The sequence below is a fragment of the Paenibacillus sp. S28 genome (assembly GCF_016624415.1).
Classification (GTDB): Bacteria; Bacillota; Bacilli; order Paenibacillales; family Paenibacillaceae; genus Paenibacillus_AQ; species Paenibacillus_AQ favisporus.
Map to the genome: position 1 here is coordinate 153,475 of NZ_JACVTM010000003.1, position 17,218 is coordinate 170,692.

Consider the following 17,218-nt stretch of genomic DNA (forward strand, 5'->3'; position numbering starts at 1 on the left):
TATGAATAGTGTAATGGATACGAAGGGTTTAAATACAGCCGAAAAGTATGTTAACGATGTGTACAATTTAGTCGTTTCCCGGAATCCTTCCGAGGATGAGTTCCACCAGGCCGTTAAGGAAATTTTTGACTCGCTGGTACCTGTTCTTGCAAAACATCCGGAGTACATGGAAGAAGGCATTTTAGAACGCATAGTTGAACCCGAGCGTCTCATCACATTCCGCGTGCCTTGGGTGGACGATAACAACAAGATTCAGGTCAACCGGGGATTTCGGGTACAATTCAACAGTGCACTCGGTCCATATAAGGGAGGACTCCGGTTCCATCCTTCCGTCAATGCAAGCATCATCAAGTTTTTGGGTTTTGAGCAAATCTTGAAGAACGCATTAACCGGCCAGCCGATCGGCGGAGGCAAGGGCGGCTCCGATTTTGATCCAAAGGGCAAGTCGGACCGAGAAATCATGCGATTTACCCAAAGCTTCATGACGGAGCTGTATAAGTATATCGGACCCGATGCGGACGTCCCTGCCGGCGACATCGGCGTAGGAGCCCGGGAGATCGGGTACATGTTCGGGCAGTATAAGCGGATCCGGGGCGGCAACGAAGCCGGCGTGCTTACGGGCAAGGGCATCGGATACGGCGGAAGCCTGGCGCGTACGGAAGCGACCGGCTACGGATGCGTGTATTTCGTGGATGAAATGCTGAAAGACAACGATCTGTCCTTTGAGGGAAGCAAAGTCGTCGTATCCGGTTCCGGAAACGTATCCATTTATGCTATGCGCAAAGCGAAGGAGCTCGGCGCTACGGTCGTCGCGTGCAGCGATTCCAACGGCTATATCTACGACGAAAAAGGACTGGACATCGATACGGTTCAGCGCCTGAAAGAAGTAGAGCGGAAACGGATTAAAGAGTACGTCAATGAACATCCGGATGCCGTTTATGTCGAGGGCTGCCGTGACATTTGGACCGTTCCATGCGATATCGCGCTGCCTTGCGCCACGCAAAACGAAATCGACGAGGAATCGGCCGCTCTGCTCGTTAAGAATGGCGTGAAGGCGATCGGTGAGGGCGCAAACATGCCGTCCACCCTTCAGGCGATCGAGATTTTCCAGAAGAACGGTGTCCTGTTTGCACCGGCCAAAGCAGCGAACGCAGGCGGCGTTGCCGTATCCGCGCTGGAAATGGCTCAAAACAGTATGAGAATGTCCTGGAGCTTCGAAGAGGTTGATGCAAAGCTGAATGATATTATGAAAAATATTTATGCGAGCTGCGTTCAGGCAGCCGATGAATACGGATATCATGGCAATCTTGTCGTAGGCGCCAATGCTGCCGGATTCCGGAAAGTAGCGGACGCTATGATCGCTCAGGGGATCGTCTAAATCTTCCCCGCAGCTTGGTACACCAATCGAAATGAACTCATATCACGATAAAAACCACGGATAAAGGATGGGATACCCTTCCTTTATCCGTGGTTTTCTTTTTTTATACGTTACGAACCAATCGGAGTACCGCGGCTACATCCCGCATATGAAAAAGCCCTCGGGTCCCAAGGGCTTCTCATGAATATGGATTTAAAAGGCCACAGGCAGGGCAGCCAGCCCTTGGGAGCTGAGCGTAAAGTTCCAAGGGACCTCATCCCGGGGAATGCTCAGCCGCAGGTTCGGCATGCGCTTAAGCAGCGTGGTAAAGGCGATGTCCCCTTCGATGCGGGCCAGCGGCGCTCCCAGACACATATGGATGCCGTGGCCAAAGGCGAGATGCCGGTTGATTTGGCGCGTAATGTCCAGCTCTTCGGACTGGTCGAACTGGCGCTCGTCCCGATTGGCCGATTTCAGCACGGGGATCACGGCATCGCCTTTCTGGATGGACTGCCCGGCGAGCACGATGTCCTCCGTGGCAAAGCGCGGTCCGGCAATGGTGGCCGGCCCGTTGAAGCGCAGCAGCTCCTCAACGGCGGAAGGCACCAGGCTCGGCTCGGCCTTGAGCTTCTCCAGCTGCTCCGGATGATCCAGCAGCATCAGGCTGCCGGTGGCGATCAGGTTCGAGGTCGTTTCGTGGCCGGCAAAGATGAGCAGGGTGATCATCGACACAAGCTCGGTTTCCGAGAGCCGGTCTCCTTCCTCTTCGATCGCGATCAGCTGGCTGATGAGGTCGTCCGCAGGCTGTTGACGTTTGGAAGCCACCAGCCGGGCGGTGTACTCACCGAAGGCGCGCATATTCTCTTCAACGCCCGGCTCGCGTCTTCCCAGTCCCAGCCCGTGGGCGAGAGCGGCCGACCAGGTATGTATCTGCTCCCGGTCTTCCTGGGGAACGCCCAGCATTTCGGAAATGACGTTGATCGGGAGCGGATAGGCGTAGTCCTTGACGAGGTCCATCTCGCCTTGCGCCTGGACATGGTCCAGCAGTTCGTCGGCGATTTCCTGCACGCGGGGACGAAGGCTCTCCATGTATCGCGGCGAGAACGCCTTGGATACGAGGCTCCGCAGCCGCCGGTGGTCCGGGTCATCGACTGTGAGCATGGAGTGTCCGGTGAAAAAAGTGGGAGGTGCGGACGGATCCGAACCGCCGGCCAAGCTCTTTCTGAAATCCTCATTCCCGTCGATCGAAGCGGGGTCCACCGTGAAATGGGCATGGTCTTTAAGCACCTGCATCGCTTCCTCCATCCGGGTGACCATCCACGCTTGACGATCCGGCCCGCCCATCGGAAACGGGATCGGAATGACAGCGTTCAATTCTCTCATCTGGGCGAATACAGGGAACGGATTGTCCCCGCTGGCACCGCTGAACAGATTCAGCGCTTCCGGGGCAATGGGATCTGACGGATTCATCATCAAACCATCCTTTCATAAGCAGAGTATTTTGGCCTTGCCGTAGCAGGACGGAGCTGTCTTTAGGGATGATCGAATGATAGAAATAAGCTGTGATAACAGGTGGAATCATGAAATGGCCCGTCCCGAAAGGCTTGGGCGTACGTGTTCGCGCTGCCGTGTTTGTATTTTGCATTGTGGATTGCGCTTAAATCCAATATAATGTCACTGAGTGACAAAAGTCAATGAAGGAAGAAATCGAGATGAATCCTAAAGAAAACATACATCCCATAGAAGCGCCGGCAGGTTTAAGGGAGCGAAAGAAGCGTCTGGCCCAGGCGGCGATTGAGGAAGCGGCGCTTCGGCTTTTTCAGCAGAAGGGCTATGAGCAGACCTCGATTCAGGACATTGCCGATGCGGTCACGATGTCGTCGCGCACGTTCTTCCGGTATTATGCGTCCAAGGAGGAAGTGCTGTCGGGACCGATCCGCAGCACGCAGCTGGATGGCATCCGATACCTGCTGGAAGCGGAGCCTCCGGCATCACCACATGCTGCCCTGCAGTCGGTCTTCGGTTACCTGGCCGGCCAATACGAGAAACAGCGCCCGGGTCTTGTGCTCCGGTACCGGATTGCCGGGCAGACGCCCTCTATCGCGTCCTTATTTTTGTATACGCTGATGGAGGCGGAGCCGGCTCTCTGTGATGCGCTTTGCTCGAGGCTCGAAACCGGGGCGGACCGTGATGAAGTCCGGTTTCTGGTGGCCGTCTATATGGCGGCTCTGCGCGTCTCCATCGAGGAATGGCTGGAGCAGGGGGACGATGCGGATCTGGTGAATGTGCTGCATCGCCATATGGACCGGCTTTCTTCTATGCCACCGGGTTGAGGCCATACAGTTAAAGCGATAAAAGTTCCGCGGCTCCTGCGGAATCTTTTTGTTGATATAACCGAAAAGCGGGGCCTGCTGTCTTCCGTACGAGGGGCTTGCCCAGGAAATTAGGATTCCTTGCCCGGCTCCCATAGGTGTCGCGGTACTCCCGTACGATCTGGTTCAGCCGGTCCGCCGAATTGCCGAGCGCCAGTACACCGTCGTGCATTGGTCGGAGTTCGATCTGGGCGGCCATTTCGCCGCCATGGAGGTACCGGATCAGCTTGCCGAAGATCTGCGTTCCTTCTTCCGGCAGTTCAGAGACTAATCAATAAACAGCAAGAACACACCTTGAAGCTTCAAGGTGTGTTCTCTATTGAAGGCATAAGAGCATATAGGATTTTTCTTTTCAGAATGGCGCTGATTTTTAGCACTCGGAACATGTCCGGAAAGCCATCAGCTCATCTGAATAGGATGAGTTCGATCAGGCTTGCTTTCTTTTACTGCGGGTTACCAAGCGTAAGCCCGAGGGGCTTCTCCGCCGGGACCCGGGAAAATTTCGTCCAGGCGCGCCAGCACGTCTTCGCTCAGCTCGACCTCAACAACCCGGAGCGTCTGCTCGAACTGCTCCAGCGTCCGCGGTCCGATGATCGGGGCCGTCATCGCCGGATGCACGAGCGTCCAGGCGAGCGCCACCGTCGCCTCGGATTCGCCCAGCTCCTTGCACAGCTTCGAGAACTGCTCCAGCTGCGGGCGCAGCTTCTCAAGCCGCTCGGTCTGGCGCGCAGTCCGCGATCCTTCCTTCGGGTTCAGGTTGCCGCCAAGCACGCCGCCGTCCAGCGGGCTCCAGGCGATGACGCCGATGCCATGCTCTTCCGCGGCAGGGAGCACTTCAAGCTCCGGCAGCCGGCAGAGCAGGCTGTATTTGTGCTGCTCGGACACCAGGCCGAGCAGTCCGCGCTTCTCCGCTTCATACTGCGCCTTCACCAGGTCGCGGCCGGCAAAGTTGCTGGCGCCGACGTATCCGATTTTTCCCTGGTTCTGATGAGTTTGGAAAGCGTTCCAGAGCTCATCCCAGGACACGTTCCGGTCCACATGGTGCATTTGATAGAGCTCGATATGGTCCGTCTGCAGCCTGCGGAGTGAGCCTTCCAGGTGGCGGCGGATCTTGTACGCGGAAAGTCCCCCTTGCTCATTGGGATCCACGATAGGATGTTCCATGTTGCCGTATACTTTCGTAGCTAGCACGACTTTTTCCCGTCTTCCGCCACCTTGGGCGAACCAGCGGCCGATGATTTCCTCGGTCCATCCGCGGTGCTCATTACCGCCGTAGACGTTGGCCGTATCGAAGAAATTGACACCTGCGTCGAGGGCTGCATCCATAATCTTGAAAGCTTCCTTCTCCTCGGTGCTTGGACCAAAATTCATCGTACCGAGGCAGAGACGACTAACCTTTAATCCTGTTTTTCCCAAATAGGTATACTTCACGTTTCAATTTCCTCCTTTTCCTGGTGGATTCGGTAACATTATAATTCTTCTTTCGGTTTCTGGTAAGCACTGAAAAAAAGTATACTAAGTGAATCTCGTGTTACTTGAGCCTGTTTGGACCTGCTTTGAACTAACCTGCGTTGACCTCATTGGACCCTCCGGATCCTTCACTCTTCGTCATCATCCCCTAAACAGGCTGTAAGCCAAATAAGCGGCCGTAACCCACATAATAACGGCGGACAGCAGGTTCAGCCACGATCTGAGCCTGCCTGTCGAATCGAGGTTTCTGGCGGCCCGTCCCGCCGCGGCGAGTCCGGCGAACCATACCCAGGAGACGATGACGCATGCCGCGCCAAACGCCAGCTTTTCCCAGCCGGCATAGTTTAAGGAGCTTGTGCCTACCACGCCGACGGTGTCCAGAATCGCATGGGGATTGAGCAGGGATACCGATACGGCAAAAGCGATTTGCTTTCGAGTCGATAAAGACCGGGTGTCCTCCCCGTTATGGACGGTCGGTTTGCTGGTTAACGTGACGTAGCCCATGTACAGCAGGAAAGGAATCCCCAGCCCCAAAAGGACCGTTCTGATCCAGGCATATTCGAGCACGACGACGGAAACGCCCATGATCGCCAGGGATATCAGCAGCGTATCGCAAAGGGAGGCGGCAATGACAGCCGGCAGTGCCCGGGTCATGCGGGTGTGGGAGGCGCCTTGACCGAACACAAACAGGTTTTGAACGCCGAGCGGCAAAATCAGCCCAAGGGCCAATATGAATCCGTGAAATAGAGCGTGTATCATATCATTCCTCCTGTAATGTCCCTATTTTATCGAAGGTGCCACTGCAGGTCTCCATCCAATTGGTTGATTAAAGACCCGACCAATCTGTTAAAATAAACAAAACAATTACGATAGGAAGAGGACTATGAACTACGAGGAGTGGCATTTGGACAAGTCGTCTCCGGTGCCACTGCACCGGCAGATTTACGAATATATGCAAGGGAAAATCATGAACGGGGAATGGCCTGTCGGCACGAGAATCCCTCCACAGCGGGAACTGGCTGCCCGGTTTCAAGTGAACCGCAGCACGGTGGTCTATGCGCTCGGAGAGCTTGCGGCCAATGGGCTCATCGAATCCAAGGTTGGACAAGGAACCGTGGTGGTCAACAATACGTGGAATCTGCTTGCGGCTGGTCCGGCTCCCGACTGGAACCGCTACGTCCGGGCAGGGGCTTATCCGCCCAACATCCAGCTGATTCAGCGAATTAACCAGGCCGAGGCCAGGGCGGACATCATCCGGCTTGGAACGGGGGAGCTGTCACCTGAGCTTCTCCCTGCAGCCCATATGCAGGAAGTCATCGGGAAGGGGAGGGGCAGGCATTTGTCGCTGGGTTATTCCGAGCCGAAAGGAAGCCGGTTTCTCCGGGAGACGCTCAGCGAATATTTACGGTCCAAGGGAATCTCCGCTTCCCCGTCGTCGATTCTGATCGTGTCGGGTGCGCTGCAAGGATTGCAGCTGATATCGGTCGGTCTGCTCCAGCCCGGTTCGACGGTTCTGACGGAAACTCCGTCCTATCTGAACTCGATCCACGTGTTTCAGTCGGCAGGGATCCGGCTCGCCGGCGTTCCGATGGACCTGGAAGGGATTCGTCCGGATGCGGTGGGACCGGCCAAACGTCAGCATCAGGCGGGGCTGCTGTATACGATCCCGAGCTTCCATAACCCAACCGGACGGGTCATGTCAGGGAAGCGCCGGGAAGAGCTGATGAAGGCTGCGGCCTTGGAGCGGCTGCCGGTAATCGAGGATGACGTATACGGAGATTTGTGGCTGGACGCGCCGCCGCCCCCGCCGCTCAAGTCGGCCGATCCGCAGGGCCTTGTCCTCTATATGGGCAGCATGTCCAAAACGCTTGGCCCGGGACTGCGGATCGGCTGGGTGGCCGGGCCGGAACCGGTCATCGACCGGCTGGCCGACATCAAAATGCAAACTGACTACGGCGCCAGCTCGCTGTCCCAATATGCCGTAGCGGAGTGGCTGAGCACAGGCCGGTACGAGCCACATCTTGCCGATATCCGGCAAAAGCTGAAGCTGCGCAGAGATTTTGCCCTCTCGATCCTTCAGCAATATTTTCAAGATATGGCAACGTGGGAGATACCCGGAGGCGGGTTTTACATTTGGCTGCGGCTGCATGTTCCCATCCCGATTCACCAGCTGTTCGAGCAGGCCCTGAAAGAAGGGATCCTCTTAAACCCGGGGCAAATTTATGACCGGCATGACCGGCAGCATCTGCGCTTATCGTATGCGTATGCGTCTCTTCACGACCTGGAGCGGGGATTGATTCGACTGGCCGGAATGATTCGAGCGTATAGGTGAGGGTTCACCCTTGTGGTCCTGGATTTTGATTCCATCTTTCAAAAAGAATGGTTAATCTCTTGTTCCGAAGGATGAGTTTAGTAGTATAATGAAGTTTAGTGTCGAATGATCACCTTTCAAATTTAATTGAAAATAACTCTGTGTATACGGGAGGAAGCAACATGGACCATCAACAGATTCTCGTCCGTAACAACGTTCAGGTCACCGGCAGCGGCACGCAGTATTTGATTTTTGCCCATGGTTTCGGCTGCGACCAAAACATGTGGCGTTTTGTCGCACCTGCTTTCGAAGATCATTACAAAGTGGTCTTGTTTGATTTTGTCGGATCCGGCAAGTCGGACATTCGGGCGTATAATCCGGTCCGCTACGGCGATCTGGACGGATATGCCCAGGACGTGCTGGATATATGCGAGGCACTCGGGACGAAAGACGCGATTTTCGTAGGTCATTCCGTAGGTGCCATGATCGGTATCCTCGCTTCGGTCCGCAAACCCGAATATTTTGAACGGTTGGTCCTGGTCGGACCTTCGGCAAGATATATCAATGATCTCCCCGATTATATCGGCGGGTTTGAACGGGAGGATTTGCTGGCACTCTTGGATATGATGGACAAGAATTATCAGGGATGGGCGAGCTACCTGGCACCTGTCATTATGGGCAATCCCGGCCGGCCCGAATTGTCCGGCGAGCTTGAGCAGAGCTTCTGCGCAACCGATCCAAAGGTGGCCCGGCGGTTTGCCGAAGCGACGTTTCTTTCGGATTACCGGGAGGAGCTTGGAAAAGTGAAGGTGCCTTCCTTGATTCTCCAATGCGCCGAGGACGTGATCGCGCCGCTGGAAGCAGGAGCTTATATCCATACTCATATGCCGGGTAGCGAATTTCAGATCATGGATGCCACCGGCCATTGCCCGCACATGAGCCATCCCGATGAAACGATTCAGCTGATTCAAGGCTACTTGGCGTCGTCCAAAGCCGGGCAGACAAGCGAGTTTACACGGTAACATGGACGAGAGACTGGACCATGCGGCCCTGCGGATATGTGTCCATGGCCGATAATCGCGTTATTCAGGAAGTCAACGCCACGCTGTGCCGCATGCTGGGATATGAGAAACGGGGCATTTGCGGGAGCAGCTTCGAATCGCTGTTGACCCGTTCCAGCCAGATTTTTTTTCAAATTTATTTTCTTCCGCTCATGAAGCTGAACCGGAGCGTTGAGGAGATGTACTTGACGTTTAAAACGAGCAGCGGTGAAGCCCTCCCAGTACTTCTTAACGCTTCGGCAGTGGAACGGCATGGCGAGTGGGTCTACGATTGCATGCTGATGCCCATGCGCCGGCGGATGGAATATGAACAGCAGATCCAGCAAGCCGAGAGCGCCATAAACCGCGCGCGGGAGGAACTTGAGAAGATCGAGAAACTGCTCCGGCAGAAACGTGATGAGTTGGAGCGGATACAGGGATCGTCTTCAATAGAATAAGTACAATACTGAATCATTTCAGTAAAAGTCGGTATGATAAAAAGCCGCCGGACTCTTGTCAGAGGTCCGGCGGCTTTGGTATTTCCCGGGCGGCATGGCCGTATTTCCGCTTGTAATGGCTCAGCGCCAAAAGCGGCCAAATGTACCGGTAACTATGGTAACGGGAGTAGAATGTGCCGGGAAGGCCGGCCCCCGTCGGATAGGCCGTCATGCCGCTGTCCTGCTGCAGCAGGGAGGACAGCCTTTGAATGCCCCGGTCCATGGCAGGCGACGGCTGCTCCTGTACGGCGATGAGCGCGTCTAGCGCCCAGGCCGTTTGGGACGGTGTGCTCTTTCCGAGGGGAACATAGCGCATGACCCGGTCACTCCGGCAGGATTCGCCCCATCCGCCGTCCGGGTTTTGGATATGCTCAAGCCAACGGACGCCTTTTTGGACCGCATCATGACCGGCCGGTACACCGGCAGCCGCCAGTCCCGTTATCGCCGCCCAGGTACCGTAGATGTAGCAAACTCCCCAGCGCCCATACCACGAGCCGTCTCTTTCCTGATGTCGCATCAGCCAGTTTGCGCCCCGCCGGATGAACTCATGCCGCTGCGTCAAACCCGCAAAATGGCCAAGGTACTCCAGCGTCCTGCCTGTCAGATCCGCTTCGGATGGATCGATGGCCGCGGACTTGGCTCCTTCGATTGCGAGCCAGGTCAGGATGTGCTTGTCGGTATCCTTTTCGAACGCCGGCCAGCCTCCGTCCCGGTTCTGCATCGACAGCACCCAATTCAGCCCGCGGTTCCAAGCTTCCCGGTACAGCGGGTCTGTTTCCGTTAGGCGGGATATCGCACGAAGCGCCGCCGTTGTGTCATCCACATCAGGGTTGATCGTGTTCGACTCGGAGAATCCCCACCCGCCGGGAGCTGTATCCGGGTTATGGAGGCTCCAATCGGCCGGTTTGTCCTGCTGCCGGGACAGCAGGTAGGAGGCGGCCTGACGGATGGCCGGATGATTCTCCGCAACCCCGGCCTCCTGCAGAGCATCGGCGATCAGGGCAGTGTCCCAGACGGTGGAGGGCGAATTCTGAATCGTAGTCGTTCCGTCCGCCTGACACTGCATGGCAGTCAGCCCTTTGACGGCATCGCTAATTAGGGGATGCTCCCGCTCATAGCCCAGGGCAAGCAGGGCCAGAACCATCAGAATCGTGCTGCTTGCGTAGCTGTACAGGGTGCCGTCCGCTTCGATCCGATCCAGCATAAACCGCTCGGCCCGTTCCACGGCGGCTTCATGGATGAAACGCGGCGTACCGATCAGCCTGTTCTTCCCCTGGCGGAGTTCCGCCTGCAGGTTCTCGTACTCCCGCGGCAGCGGATCATCTTCGTCGGGGTCTCGGCGGGGTGCTGCAAGGTCGGAGAGGTCGGGAGCGTCCGGCGGAGAAACCGAAAACTTCCGATCCGCCATGATCAGCAGCGGCGTGAGATGGACCCTGGAATAGCCCGAAAATTCGAAAAAGTTGATCGGAAAATACGAGGGGAACAGCAGCACCTCCAGCGGGATCATGGAGATCGACCGGGGCCAGGGGCGCTGGCCCGTCGCTGCCAGGATTGCCTTGGTCAAAATGCTGTCGACCTTACCAATTCCTCCACGCGAAAGGATATACCGCTTGGCGCGCTGCATATGCTCCTCCTCCGGCCGGCTGTAACCGGAGCAAAGCAGGGCGTAGTAAGCCTCCACCGAAGCCGATAAGCTGCCCTCTTCCTCATCGGGATACAGCCTCCAGCATCCGTCAGGCTGCTGCTCTTTGCAGATCCGGTCGTGAAGCTGCCGGATGAGACCTTCCGGATCCGCCTCCAGAATACGAAAGAGGATGATAACGAAGGCGTCGATGCCGATTCCGTTTTCAAAGCAAAAACGCCAGGAGCCGTCCGGCTGCTGCGTCTTCAGGAGATAGGCCGTCAAACGCCCGATCTCCTCATCTACCGTACTTAGCCTATTGCTCATTTTGCCGCTTCCCTTCGTTTGTTGACCATTGATAGCAATATATGTCGGCAGGGAAGGAGAAATGAGAAAGCCGCTGATTATACCAGGGTTTGCAGAAATCTGCAGATATCCTCGTAAACGAGGCGGCCGTCGTCGAACAGGTCGGTCATGGCGTAAAAACCATGGATCATGCCGGGATAACGCCTGAATGTGACTAAGACCCCGGCCTCCGCAAGCCGTCTGCCATACGCTTCCCCTTCGTCGCGGACCGGATCATACTCGGCCGTGATGATTAGTGTCTGCGGCAGGCCGTCAAGCCGGCCCAGCATCGGCGATGCGAGCGGGTTCGAAAGGTCGGTGCCCTCCTTTAAGTAATGCTTCCTGAAGTAATCCAGCACGTTACGGTTTAGAAAATAACCTTCGGCAAATCGATCTTCCGATTCATAGCATTGCGAATAATCCGTGAGGGGGCAAATTAATATTTGCCCAGCAACATCGACCTGTCCCAAATCGCGCAGCTGTTGGGCAACTACGGCGGCCAGATTTCCACCGGCGCTGTCCCCCGCTAGGGTCAGCTTGGAGGGGGCAAATCCGAGTTCCCCGGCATGATCCGCCACCCACTTGGCGGCGAAGATAGCCTCTGTCGGAGCGACGGGAAAAGGATGTTCGGGAGCAAGCCTGTAGTCCACCGATACGACGGCACAACGGGTTACTGCCGCCAGCATGCGGCACATCGGGTCATACTTCTGCACATCGCAGATGACGAAGCCTCCGCCGTGATAGAATACGATAACGGGCAGCGCGCCTTCCCGCTCTGGCCGGTAGATCCGCAGCGGCAGATCACCGTAAGGCCCCTCGATGCTCCTATCTTGAACCGATGCCAGCTCGAACGAATCTGAAATGACGGTTCCTGCGGCTATTTTGCGCAGCTCCACAGGATCCAGTGTGTGGGAGGGCGGCAGGGATGCCGTATCCTGTATAAATTTTTTGGCTTGTGCATGCAGTGTCATAGAATTCGTTCCTTTCTTTCCTGATATTTGGTTAGGGGACATCATGGCTTGAAGCGAGATTAACATGCCGTTTATACTGAAGGCAGTAGCAAACGTAACTAGCATAAAAACTACCTGGATAGGAGTGGACTCGACCGATGGAAGCCGGTTTGAACCGAAAAGCGATCGGAGATTTCCTGAAAGCCCGACGAGCGCAGCTGACACCGGAGCAGTTTGGGCTGCCGCAGGGACATACGCGCCGTAGAACGCCAGGACTCCGCCGGGAGGAAGTGGCGCAGCTGGCCGACTTAAGCATTACTTGGTACACGTGGTTAGAGCAGGGCCGGGAAGTATCCGCATCGCCCGAGGTACTGGATCGCCTGTCCTCTGCGCTCCAGCTGAGCCCTACGGAGCGTGAATATTTGTATCTTCTTGCGGGGAGGTATCCGGTACCATCCAGAGATATGTCGGCATACAGGCTGTCGCCCGCCTTTATGAATTTGGTGACGAGAACGCCGTATCCCTTTTTCGTCATCGGACCGGAAAATCGCCTTATCGCCTGGAACGAGCTCGCCTGCGAAATTTTGACGGATTTTTCAGCGATACCTCCCGAGGACATGCAGATGCTTCGCCTTACTTTTATGCATCCTGCATTTCAGACCAAAATTATCAATTGGGAGCACTCCACCAAAATCGCACTTTCCTTCTACAGGAAGCTGTATGACCGCTCGGCAAGTCAGCCTTGGTATACCCGGCTCATTGAGGAACTGACCACTAGCAGCAAAGAATTTGCCGAATGGTGGCCTCTTCATGAAGTAGCCGAAAAGAACGGCCTACGAATCGAAGTGAAGCACCCGGCAATGGGTCATCTGCACTTTGAAATCATTACGTTTACCCAAATCAATGATCTGGAAAATCTGATGTGCTGCATCTATATGCCGCTGCCGGAAACACGTACGCCAGAAAATCTGGAGGCATGGTTGAAGACTCGTCCCGCTGCCCGCATGTAAGCGAATTTTTTCGCCGAAGTGCGGGTTTCTTTTTGCCCTGAATGTTCCTGTTAGTTTTTATACTAGTTAAAAATTTGATCTGGTTCCCTCTGCCTCCTTAACGTAATGTGATTTACCGAAAGGAGGCGTCTGTATGAAACCATCACCTGAAGTTCCCCGGCCTTTATCTTCACCGTTACGCCCTCTATTGGTGCTTTCCTTGTGTGCATTTGCCATCGGCATGGCTGAATTCGTCATCATGGGCATACTGCCCGACATTGCTTCGAATCTGCAGGTCACGCTATCGGATGCCGGACTGCTCATTTCAGGTTATTCGCTTGGCGTTGCCGTTACCGCCCCGCTCATCATGATATTGACAGGACGTTTGCCCCGGAAAACGCTGCTTCTCCTCCTTATGCTGCTGTTTGTCATCAGCAACGCTTTGGCCGTATCCGCTCAAGACTTCTCCGTGCTGATGACAGCGAGGATTTTGATGTCCTTGACGCACGGCTCGTTTTTCGGCGTGGCGACGGTCATGGCGGCTGAGATGGTGACCGCCGATAGGAGGGCCTGGGCGATATCCGTTCTCGTTAGCGGCTCTTCCATAGCGAACATCGCCGGCGTTCCCTTTGGTACGTGGGTTGGCCATGCCCTTGGCTGGCGTTATACGTTTGCAGCGATTGCCCTCATAGGGGCCGCAGCGCTGGCGGGACTCTTCCGGCTGCTTCCCGGCCATCTAAGCACCCTGCCTGCGCCGCTGAAACGGGAGATCGGCGTTCTGGGCAAACCGGAAGTACTGCTCGCACTGCTGATCAGCGCTTTATGTTTTGGCGGCGTGTTTATGACCTTTACGTACGTAGCTCCGCTGCTGGAGCAGATCGCCATGTTTGACGGCCGCTCCGTTTCGTGGATTCTGGTTTTGTTCGGCATTGGCGTAACCCTTGGCAATGTAGCGGGAGGGAGGTTGGCCGATTGGCGCTTGAGACCTGCGCTGATCGGAATCACTGCGGGGCTAGCAGTATGCCTCTTTGCCTTTACCGTGACGCTGGAAAGCAAGATTTTTGCCGTGGCAGATATTTTTCTTCTGGGGGTGTTCAGCTTCGGCATTCTTCCCTGTCTTACCGTCCTTGTAATGAGCAAGGCAAAGGAAGCGCCAAATCTGGCCACCACCATGAACGTATCTGCGCTGCATATCAGCAACGCAGTGGGGGCCTGGCTGGGAGGAATGGTCATCGACAGCCGGTTTGGGCTTCGAGCAGTACCGCTTTTTTCCGGAGGGGTTACGCTATTGGGATTGACGCTAATCGTCTTCATGATCCTGCTGGAAACGAGGCGCAGAAGGATTCATCGAAAACAGCAGCAGGCGATTCCAGTGAAAAATTAGGAAGGGGAGTAAACCTGATGAAAGCTCTAATCGTAGAACAACCGGGGGAGGCGCTGGCCTTTCACCTGAAAGAATTGGAGGATCCGGCAGCAGCACCGGGCAGATTGACCATCGACGTCGCGTATGCCGGCGTAGGCTTCGTGGATGTTATGCTGGCCAGAGGGGAATTTGACCACGTTAAGCCGCCTTATGTTCCCGGTTTAGAGGTTGCCGGCTATGTGCGGGAGATAGGCGAAGGCGTCAAGGGCTTTCGTGTAGGCGAGCCGGTTGCGGCGATGACGCTGTCTGAGATTGGGGGATTTGCTACGGTGGTATCGGTCAGACCCGAACTGACCGTACGGCTTGCAGAGCTCGATTCCACTCTGGATCTGGCAGTGGCTGCCGCTTCCATCGTCAATTTGACTACGGCTCTGATCGTGATGAAAGACGTGATCCGCTTGCAGACAGGCGGAAGCCTGTTGATCCATGCCGCCGCCGGAGGGCTGGGAAGTTTCCTTGGCCAGGTCGCCCGCCGGCTGGGTGCCGGCTTGGTGTTGGGCACGGTTGGATCGGAAAGTAAAAAGAGCCTTGCCTCCTCCCTTGGGTACGATGAATTATTTATCCGCTCCGGATTCGTCGAAGAGACGATGAGGGCTACCGGCAGCCAAGGCGTTGATGCCGTACTGGATCCTGTAGGTGGAGCCATGAGAAGGGCGAGTCTTGACGTGATGAAGCCATTTGGTCAGCTCGTTGTGCTTGGCAACGCTGGTGGGGAGCCGGATACACTGCAATCGACCCAAGAGTTATGGTTTAAAAATCTGTCCGTCGCCGGATTTCAGCTTGGTACATACAGCGATGCTAACCCCGAGAGGGCAGGCCAAAGGGCCAATGAAGCGCTGCAAATGCTGGCCAAAGGAGAAGTCCATGCCGACATCTTCGGAATTTACCCGGCTTATGAAGCTCATGAAGCGCTTCGTCTTCTGGAGACCGGATCCACGCGCGGGAAGCTGCTGCTTAAGATGGATGAGTGAACATGCGTTTCGTTTAAGCAAAAAATAGATTGGCTTCAACCAACCTGCATGCTAAAGTAAAAAAATGGATGGAACGATCCGGCAACACCAGCTCCTATCAATCAATGGAAGGTGAATGAAATGGCAGTCAATCCATCAAGCAGCAGCTTGACGTACGAAGTCTTGATCGCAGCTCCGCCCGAGCGGGTGTGGGCGGCCATTGCCACATCGGAAGGAACACGCGCCACGTTGTTCGGGTCCAGTATCGAATCGACCTTTGAGCCGGGGGCCCGCGTCGAATTCCGGGGACCGGGGCCGGATGGGGATCGGACGCTTCATGTGTACGGATTCGTGAAGCAGTACGAGCCGAACCGCGTATTTTCGTATGAACAGCATCCCGCTCCGGCATACAATGAGCAGCATGAGTCCGTATTTTGCAATATGACTTATCAATTGACGCCGGTGGGGGATCAGACCAAGCTGGAGCTCACTTGTGCGTGGTCCGAGGGCAACCCGGGATACGAACACGCCAAGCAAGAGTATCCGGCCTCGTCCTATATGGACGCGATCCGGAATTTTGCCGAAGGGACAGCGTAGACCTGGACGGCAGGGACGCCGCCGATTGATCGGCCTCTCCATTTCGTGATGCCGGGACAGAGCTGCAGACCAAAAAAGGCTTATCTCCATTTGGTGGAGGTAAGCCTTTTCAATGAGCGCCAAGCATGATCATCTATAGAATGAGAGTCTCGAACGGGGACTGGCAAGCGTCCTACTGTTAGCCAAGGGCAATGGCGTATTCCAATTGTTTTATCAAATCTCAAGATGACATACTAATCCCTCCAAGTAGAATATTAGTATTTAGTTTCTTTCTTGATATAAAAGAGTTTGCAGATTGAAACGTATAATGATTGGCAATGATGGTTGTTAAAGGAGTGAAGCTAAATGACCATTTTGTTCAGTTTATCGATCATCATAATCTGTTATTTGCTGTATTCGAATCAGAAACAGAAGCTACTGCTAGTGAACTATCAAGAAAATGCCCTTGAAGCATTCTCTTCTCATGAAGATATGAAGGAGACCCTTCGAATTGGTTTATATAATCGTTTCAAACGTGATTTGGAAATGGAGAAGGAAGGCAATCCATTATTATTTGAGCAATTCGCTGCTGAGATCATAACCACGGTGCGTGGTGCCAGAACTTATGTCACAAAAGGGTCAGGGGACTTTGGCATCGATATTGAAGAGCATTCTGATGAAGGACTATATCTTGGGCAAGTAAAATGCTATAGTGATCAGAATTTAGTAGGATTTGATCCTATCGCTATCGTGCATTCTCAAATGATCAAACAGGGTGCGGCGGGAGGTTATGTGATCACAACGAGTGATTTTTCCTCAAATGCTTATACGTATGCGAAGGGTTTAAATATTGACCTAATTAACGGCAAACAGGTTGTTGATTTGTGGTTGGATTATTTAGACGAGAAACATGATCATATAAATGGGTTACAACCTATTCCACAAATGCAAAATTAAAGTTTAGGTTTATTTTTTTGTTAATGAGTCAGGGATAGGAGATATGTTATAATTTCAGGGTAAGGTTGTTTCAGATCAGGAAAGGCAAAGGAGGTTGGAAGGATGAATTTTAGTCTAAAAGCTCCTGACGGTACGGTCATTGAATCGTATTTGAAAGATCATAAAGAATTTATTCGTATAGATGGCCTGGAATATGAGGTCCACAGTCCTGTAGATGAGCTGGATTCTGATCCTGAAATCCGTCATATGATCGAAGCATCGGAGACGGATCTGGTGAAGGGCAAATTGTACTCCACAGAAGAATTAATCGAATCGGTGAAGCGTGGTGAGCTGTAGTTGATTGTCCAATGGACGGAAACG

At 54.5% G+C, this 17,218-nt stretch carries 16 protein-coding genes; 11 read left to right on the forward strand and 5 right to left on the reverse strand.

What is annotated here, in order from left to right; translation table 11 throughout:
* The first annotated feature begins 13 nt into the window (after nucleotides 1–13).
* Nucleotides 14–1,378: an NADP-specific glutamate dehydrogenase gene (gene gdhA / locus IAE55_RS09290; protein ID WP_425281304.1), complete on the forward strand. Its 1,365-nt coding sequence runs from the start codon at nucleotides 14–16 to the stop codon at nucleotides 1,376–1,378.
* 192 nt (nucleotides 1,379–1,570) lie between these two features.
* Here the strand turns inward: gdhA and IAE55_RS09295 are convergent, their stop codons facing one another.
* A complete protein-coding gene (locus IAE55_RS09295; RefSeq protein WP_234489414.1) occupies nucleotides 1,571–2,830 on the reverse strand; it encodes a cytochrome P450 family protein in 1,260 nt (419 codons plus the stop codon).
* A 239-nt stretch (nucleotides 2,831–3,069) separates the two neighbouring features.
* On the opposite strand from IAE55_RS09295, the gene IAE55_RS09300 reads away from it, so the two are divergent.
* The gene (locus IAE55_RS09300) at nucleotides 3,070–3,690 is read left to right on the forward strand and encodes a TetR family transcriptional regulator (RefSeq protein WP_105441733.1); all 621 of its coding nucleotides are present in this window, start codon (nucleotides 3,070–3,072) and stop codon (nucleotides 3,688–3,690) included.
* Between the two features lie 492 nt (nucleotides 3,691–4,182).
* Here IAE55_RS09300 and IAE55_RS09305 read toward each other — a convergent pair whose 3' ends face one another.
* Both IAE55_RS09305 and IAE55_RS09310 read right to left on the reverse strand, forming a co-directional pair.
* Nucleotides 4,183–5,160, reverse strand: coding sequence for an aldo/keto reductase (locus tag IAE55_RS09305; protein WP_076170434.1), 978 nt, complete (start codon nucleotides 5,158–5,160; stop codon nucleotides 4,183–4,185).
* A 180-nt stretch (nucleotides 5,161–5,340) separates the two neighbouring features.
* Nucleotides 5,341–5,958 carry a LysE/ArgO family amino acid transporter gene (locus IAE55_RS09310; RefSeq protein WP_145160100.1) on the reverse strand — a complete coding sequence of 206 codons (618 nt, stop codon included), beginning with the start codon at nucleotides 5,956–5,958 and terminating at the stop codon, nucleotides 5,341–5,343.
* A 124-nt stretch (nucleotides 5,959–6,082) separates the two neighbouring features.
* Between IAE55_RS09310 and IAE55_RS09315 the strand changes: the two genes are divergently transcribed.
* From IAE55_RS09315 to IAE55_RS09325, 3 genes are all read left to right on the forward strand, one after another.
* A complete protein-coding gene (locus tag IAE55_RS09315; RefSeq protein ID WP_145160098.1) occupies nucleotides 6,083–7,531 on the forward strand; it encodes an aminotransferase-like domain-containing protein in 1,449 nt (482 codons plus the stop codon).
* 161 nt (nucleotides 7,532–7,692) lie between these two features.
* Nucleotides 7,693–8,532, forward strand: coding sequence for an alpha/beta fold hydrolase (locus tag IAE55_RS09320; RefSeq protein WP_145160096.1), 840 nt, complete (start codon nucleotides 7,693–7,695; stop codon nucleotides 8,530–8,532).
* Between the two features lie 44 nt (nucleotides 8,533–8,576).
* Nucleotides 8,577–9,008, forward strand: a complete 432-nt coding sequence (locus tag IAE55_RS09325) for a PAS domain S-box protein (protein ID WP_234489415.1) — start codon at nucleotides 8,577–8,579, stop codon at nucleotides 9,006–9,008.
* 58 nt (nucleotides 9,009–9,066) lie between these two features.
* On the opposite strand, the gene shc is transcribed toward IAE55_RS09325, so the two are convergent.
* Nucleotides 9,067–10,995 (reverse strand): squalene--hopene cyclase, encoded by a 1,929-nt coding sequence (gene shc / locus IAE55_RS09330; protein WP_200631813.1) that lies wholly within the window; start codon nucleotides 10,993–10,995, stop codon nucleotides 9,067–9,069.
* A 77-nt stretch (nucleotides 10,996–11,072) separates the two neighbouring features.
* The gene (locus IAE55_RS09335) at nucleotides 11,073–11,984 is read right to left on the reverse strand and encodes an alpha/beta hydrolase (RefSeq protein WP_200631815.1); all 912 of its coding nucleotides are present in this window, start codon (nucleotides 11,982–11,984) and stop codon (nucleotides 11,073–11,075) included.
* Nucleotides 11,985–12,121: 137 nt separating this feature from the next.
* On the opposite strand from IAE55_RS09335, the gene IAE55_RS09340 reads away from it, so the two are divergent.
* The 6 genes from IAE55_RS09340 (at nucleotide 12,122) to IAE55_RS09365 (ending at nucleotide 17,194) form a co-directional block, all read left to right on the forward strand.
* Nucleotides 12,122–12,973: a helix-turn-helix transcriptional regulator gene (locus tag IAE55_RS09340; RefSeq protein ID WP_200631816.1), complete on the forward strand. Its 852-nt coding sequence runs from the start codon at nucleotides 12,122–12,124 to the stop codon at nucleotides 12,971–12,973.
* A 133-nt stretch (nucleotides 12,974–13,106) separates the two neighbouring features.
* Entirely contained in the window at nucleotides 13,107–14,336 is a 1,230-nt protein-coding gene (locus tag IAE55_RS09345) for an MFS transporter (RefSeq protein WP_200631817.1), read from the forward strand.
* Between the two features lie 17 nt (nucleotides 14,337–14,353).
* A complete protein-coding gene (locus tag IAE55_RS09350; protein ID WP_200631818.1) occupies nucleotides 14,354–15,346 on the forward strand; it encodes a quinone oxidoreductase family protein in 993 nt (330 codons plus the stop codon).
* A 120-nt stretch (nucleotides 15,347–15,466) separates the two neighbouring features.
* The gene (locus IAE55_RS09355; protein ID WP_200631820.1) at nucleotides 15,467–15,922 is read left to right on the forward strand and encodes an SRPBCC domain-containing protein; all 456 of its coding nucleotides are present in this window, start codon (nucleotides 15,467–15,469) and stop codon (nucleotides 15,920–15,922) included.
* A 423-nt stretch (nucleotides 15,923–16,345) separates the two neighbouring features.
* Nucleotides 16,346–16,858 (forward strand): restriction endonuclease, encoded by a 513-nt coding sequence (locus tag IAE55_RS09360; protein WP_325168619.1) that lies wholly within the window; start codon nucleotides 16,346–16,348, stop codon nucleotides 16,856–16,858.
* Between the two features lie 102 nt (nucleotides 16,859–16,960).
* On the forward strand, nucleotides 16,961–17,194 hold the full coding sequence (locus IAE55_RS09365; protein WP_200631822.1) for a hypothetical protein: 234 nt from the start codon (nucleotides 16,961–16,963) through the stop codon (nucleotides 17,192–17,194).
* The last annotated feature ends 24 nt before the right edge of the window (nucleotides 17,195–17,218 follow it).

Coding starts and splice junctions, on each gene's coding strand:
- gdhA (WP_425281304.1), top strand. CDS start 14: ATGGATACGAAGGGTTTAAATACAGCCGAAAAGTATGTTAACGATGTG.
- IAE55_RS09295 (WP_234489414.1), bottom strand. CDS start 2,830: ATGATGAATCCGTCAGATCCCATTGCCCCGGAAGCGCTGAATCTGTTC.
- IAE55_RS09300 (WP_105441733.1), top strand. CDS start 3,070: ATGAATCCTAAAGAAAACATACATCCCATAGAAGCGCCGGCAGGTTTA.
- IAE55_RS09310 (WP_145160100.1), bottom strand. CDS start 5,958: ATGATACACGCTCTATTTCACGGATTCATATTGGCCCTTGGGCTGATT.
- IAE55_RS09315 (WP_145160098.1), top strand. CDS start 6,083: ATGAACTACGAGGAGTGGCATTTGGACAAGTCGTCTCCGGTGCCACTG.
- IAE55_RS09320 (WP_145160096.1), top strand. CDS start 7,693: ATGGACCATCAACAGATTCTCGTCCGTAACAACGTTCAGGTCACCGGC.
- IAE55_RS09325 (WP_234489415.1), top strand. CDS start 8,577: ATGGCCGATAATCGCGTTATTCAGGAAGTCAACGCCACGCTGTGCCGC.
- shc (WP_200631813.1), bottom strand. CDS start 10,995: ATGAGCAATAGGCTAAGTACGGTAGATGAGGAGATCGGGCGTTTGACG.
- IAE55_RS09335 (WP_200631815.1), bottom strand. CDS start 11,984: ATGACACTGCATGCACAAGCCAAAAAATTTATACAGGATACGGCATCC.
- IAE55_RS09340 (WP_200631816.1), top strand. CDS start 12,122: ATGGAAGCCGGTTTGAACCGAAAAGCGATCGGAGATTTCCTGAAAGCC.
- IAE55_RS09345 (WP_200631817.1), top strand. CDS start 13,107: ATGAAACCATCACCTGAAGTTCCCCGGCCTTTATCTTCACCGTTACGC.
- IAE55_RS09350 (WP_200631818.1), top strand. CDS start 14,354: ATGAAAGCTCTAATCGTAGAACAACCGGGGGAGGCGCTGGCCTTTCAC.
- IAE55_RS09355 (WP_200631820.1), top strand. CDS start 15,467: ATGGCAGTCAATCCATCAAGCAGCAGCTTGACGTACGAAGTCTTGATC.
- IAE55_RS09365 (WP_200631822.1), top strand. CDS start 16,961: ATGAATTTTAGTCTAAAAGCTCCTGACGGTACGGTCATTGAATCGTAT.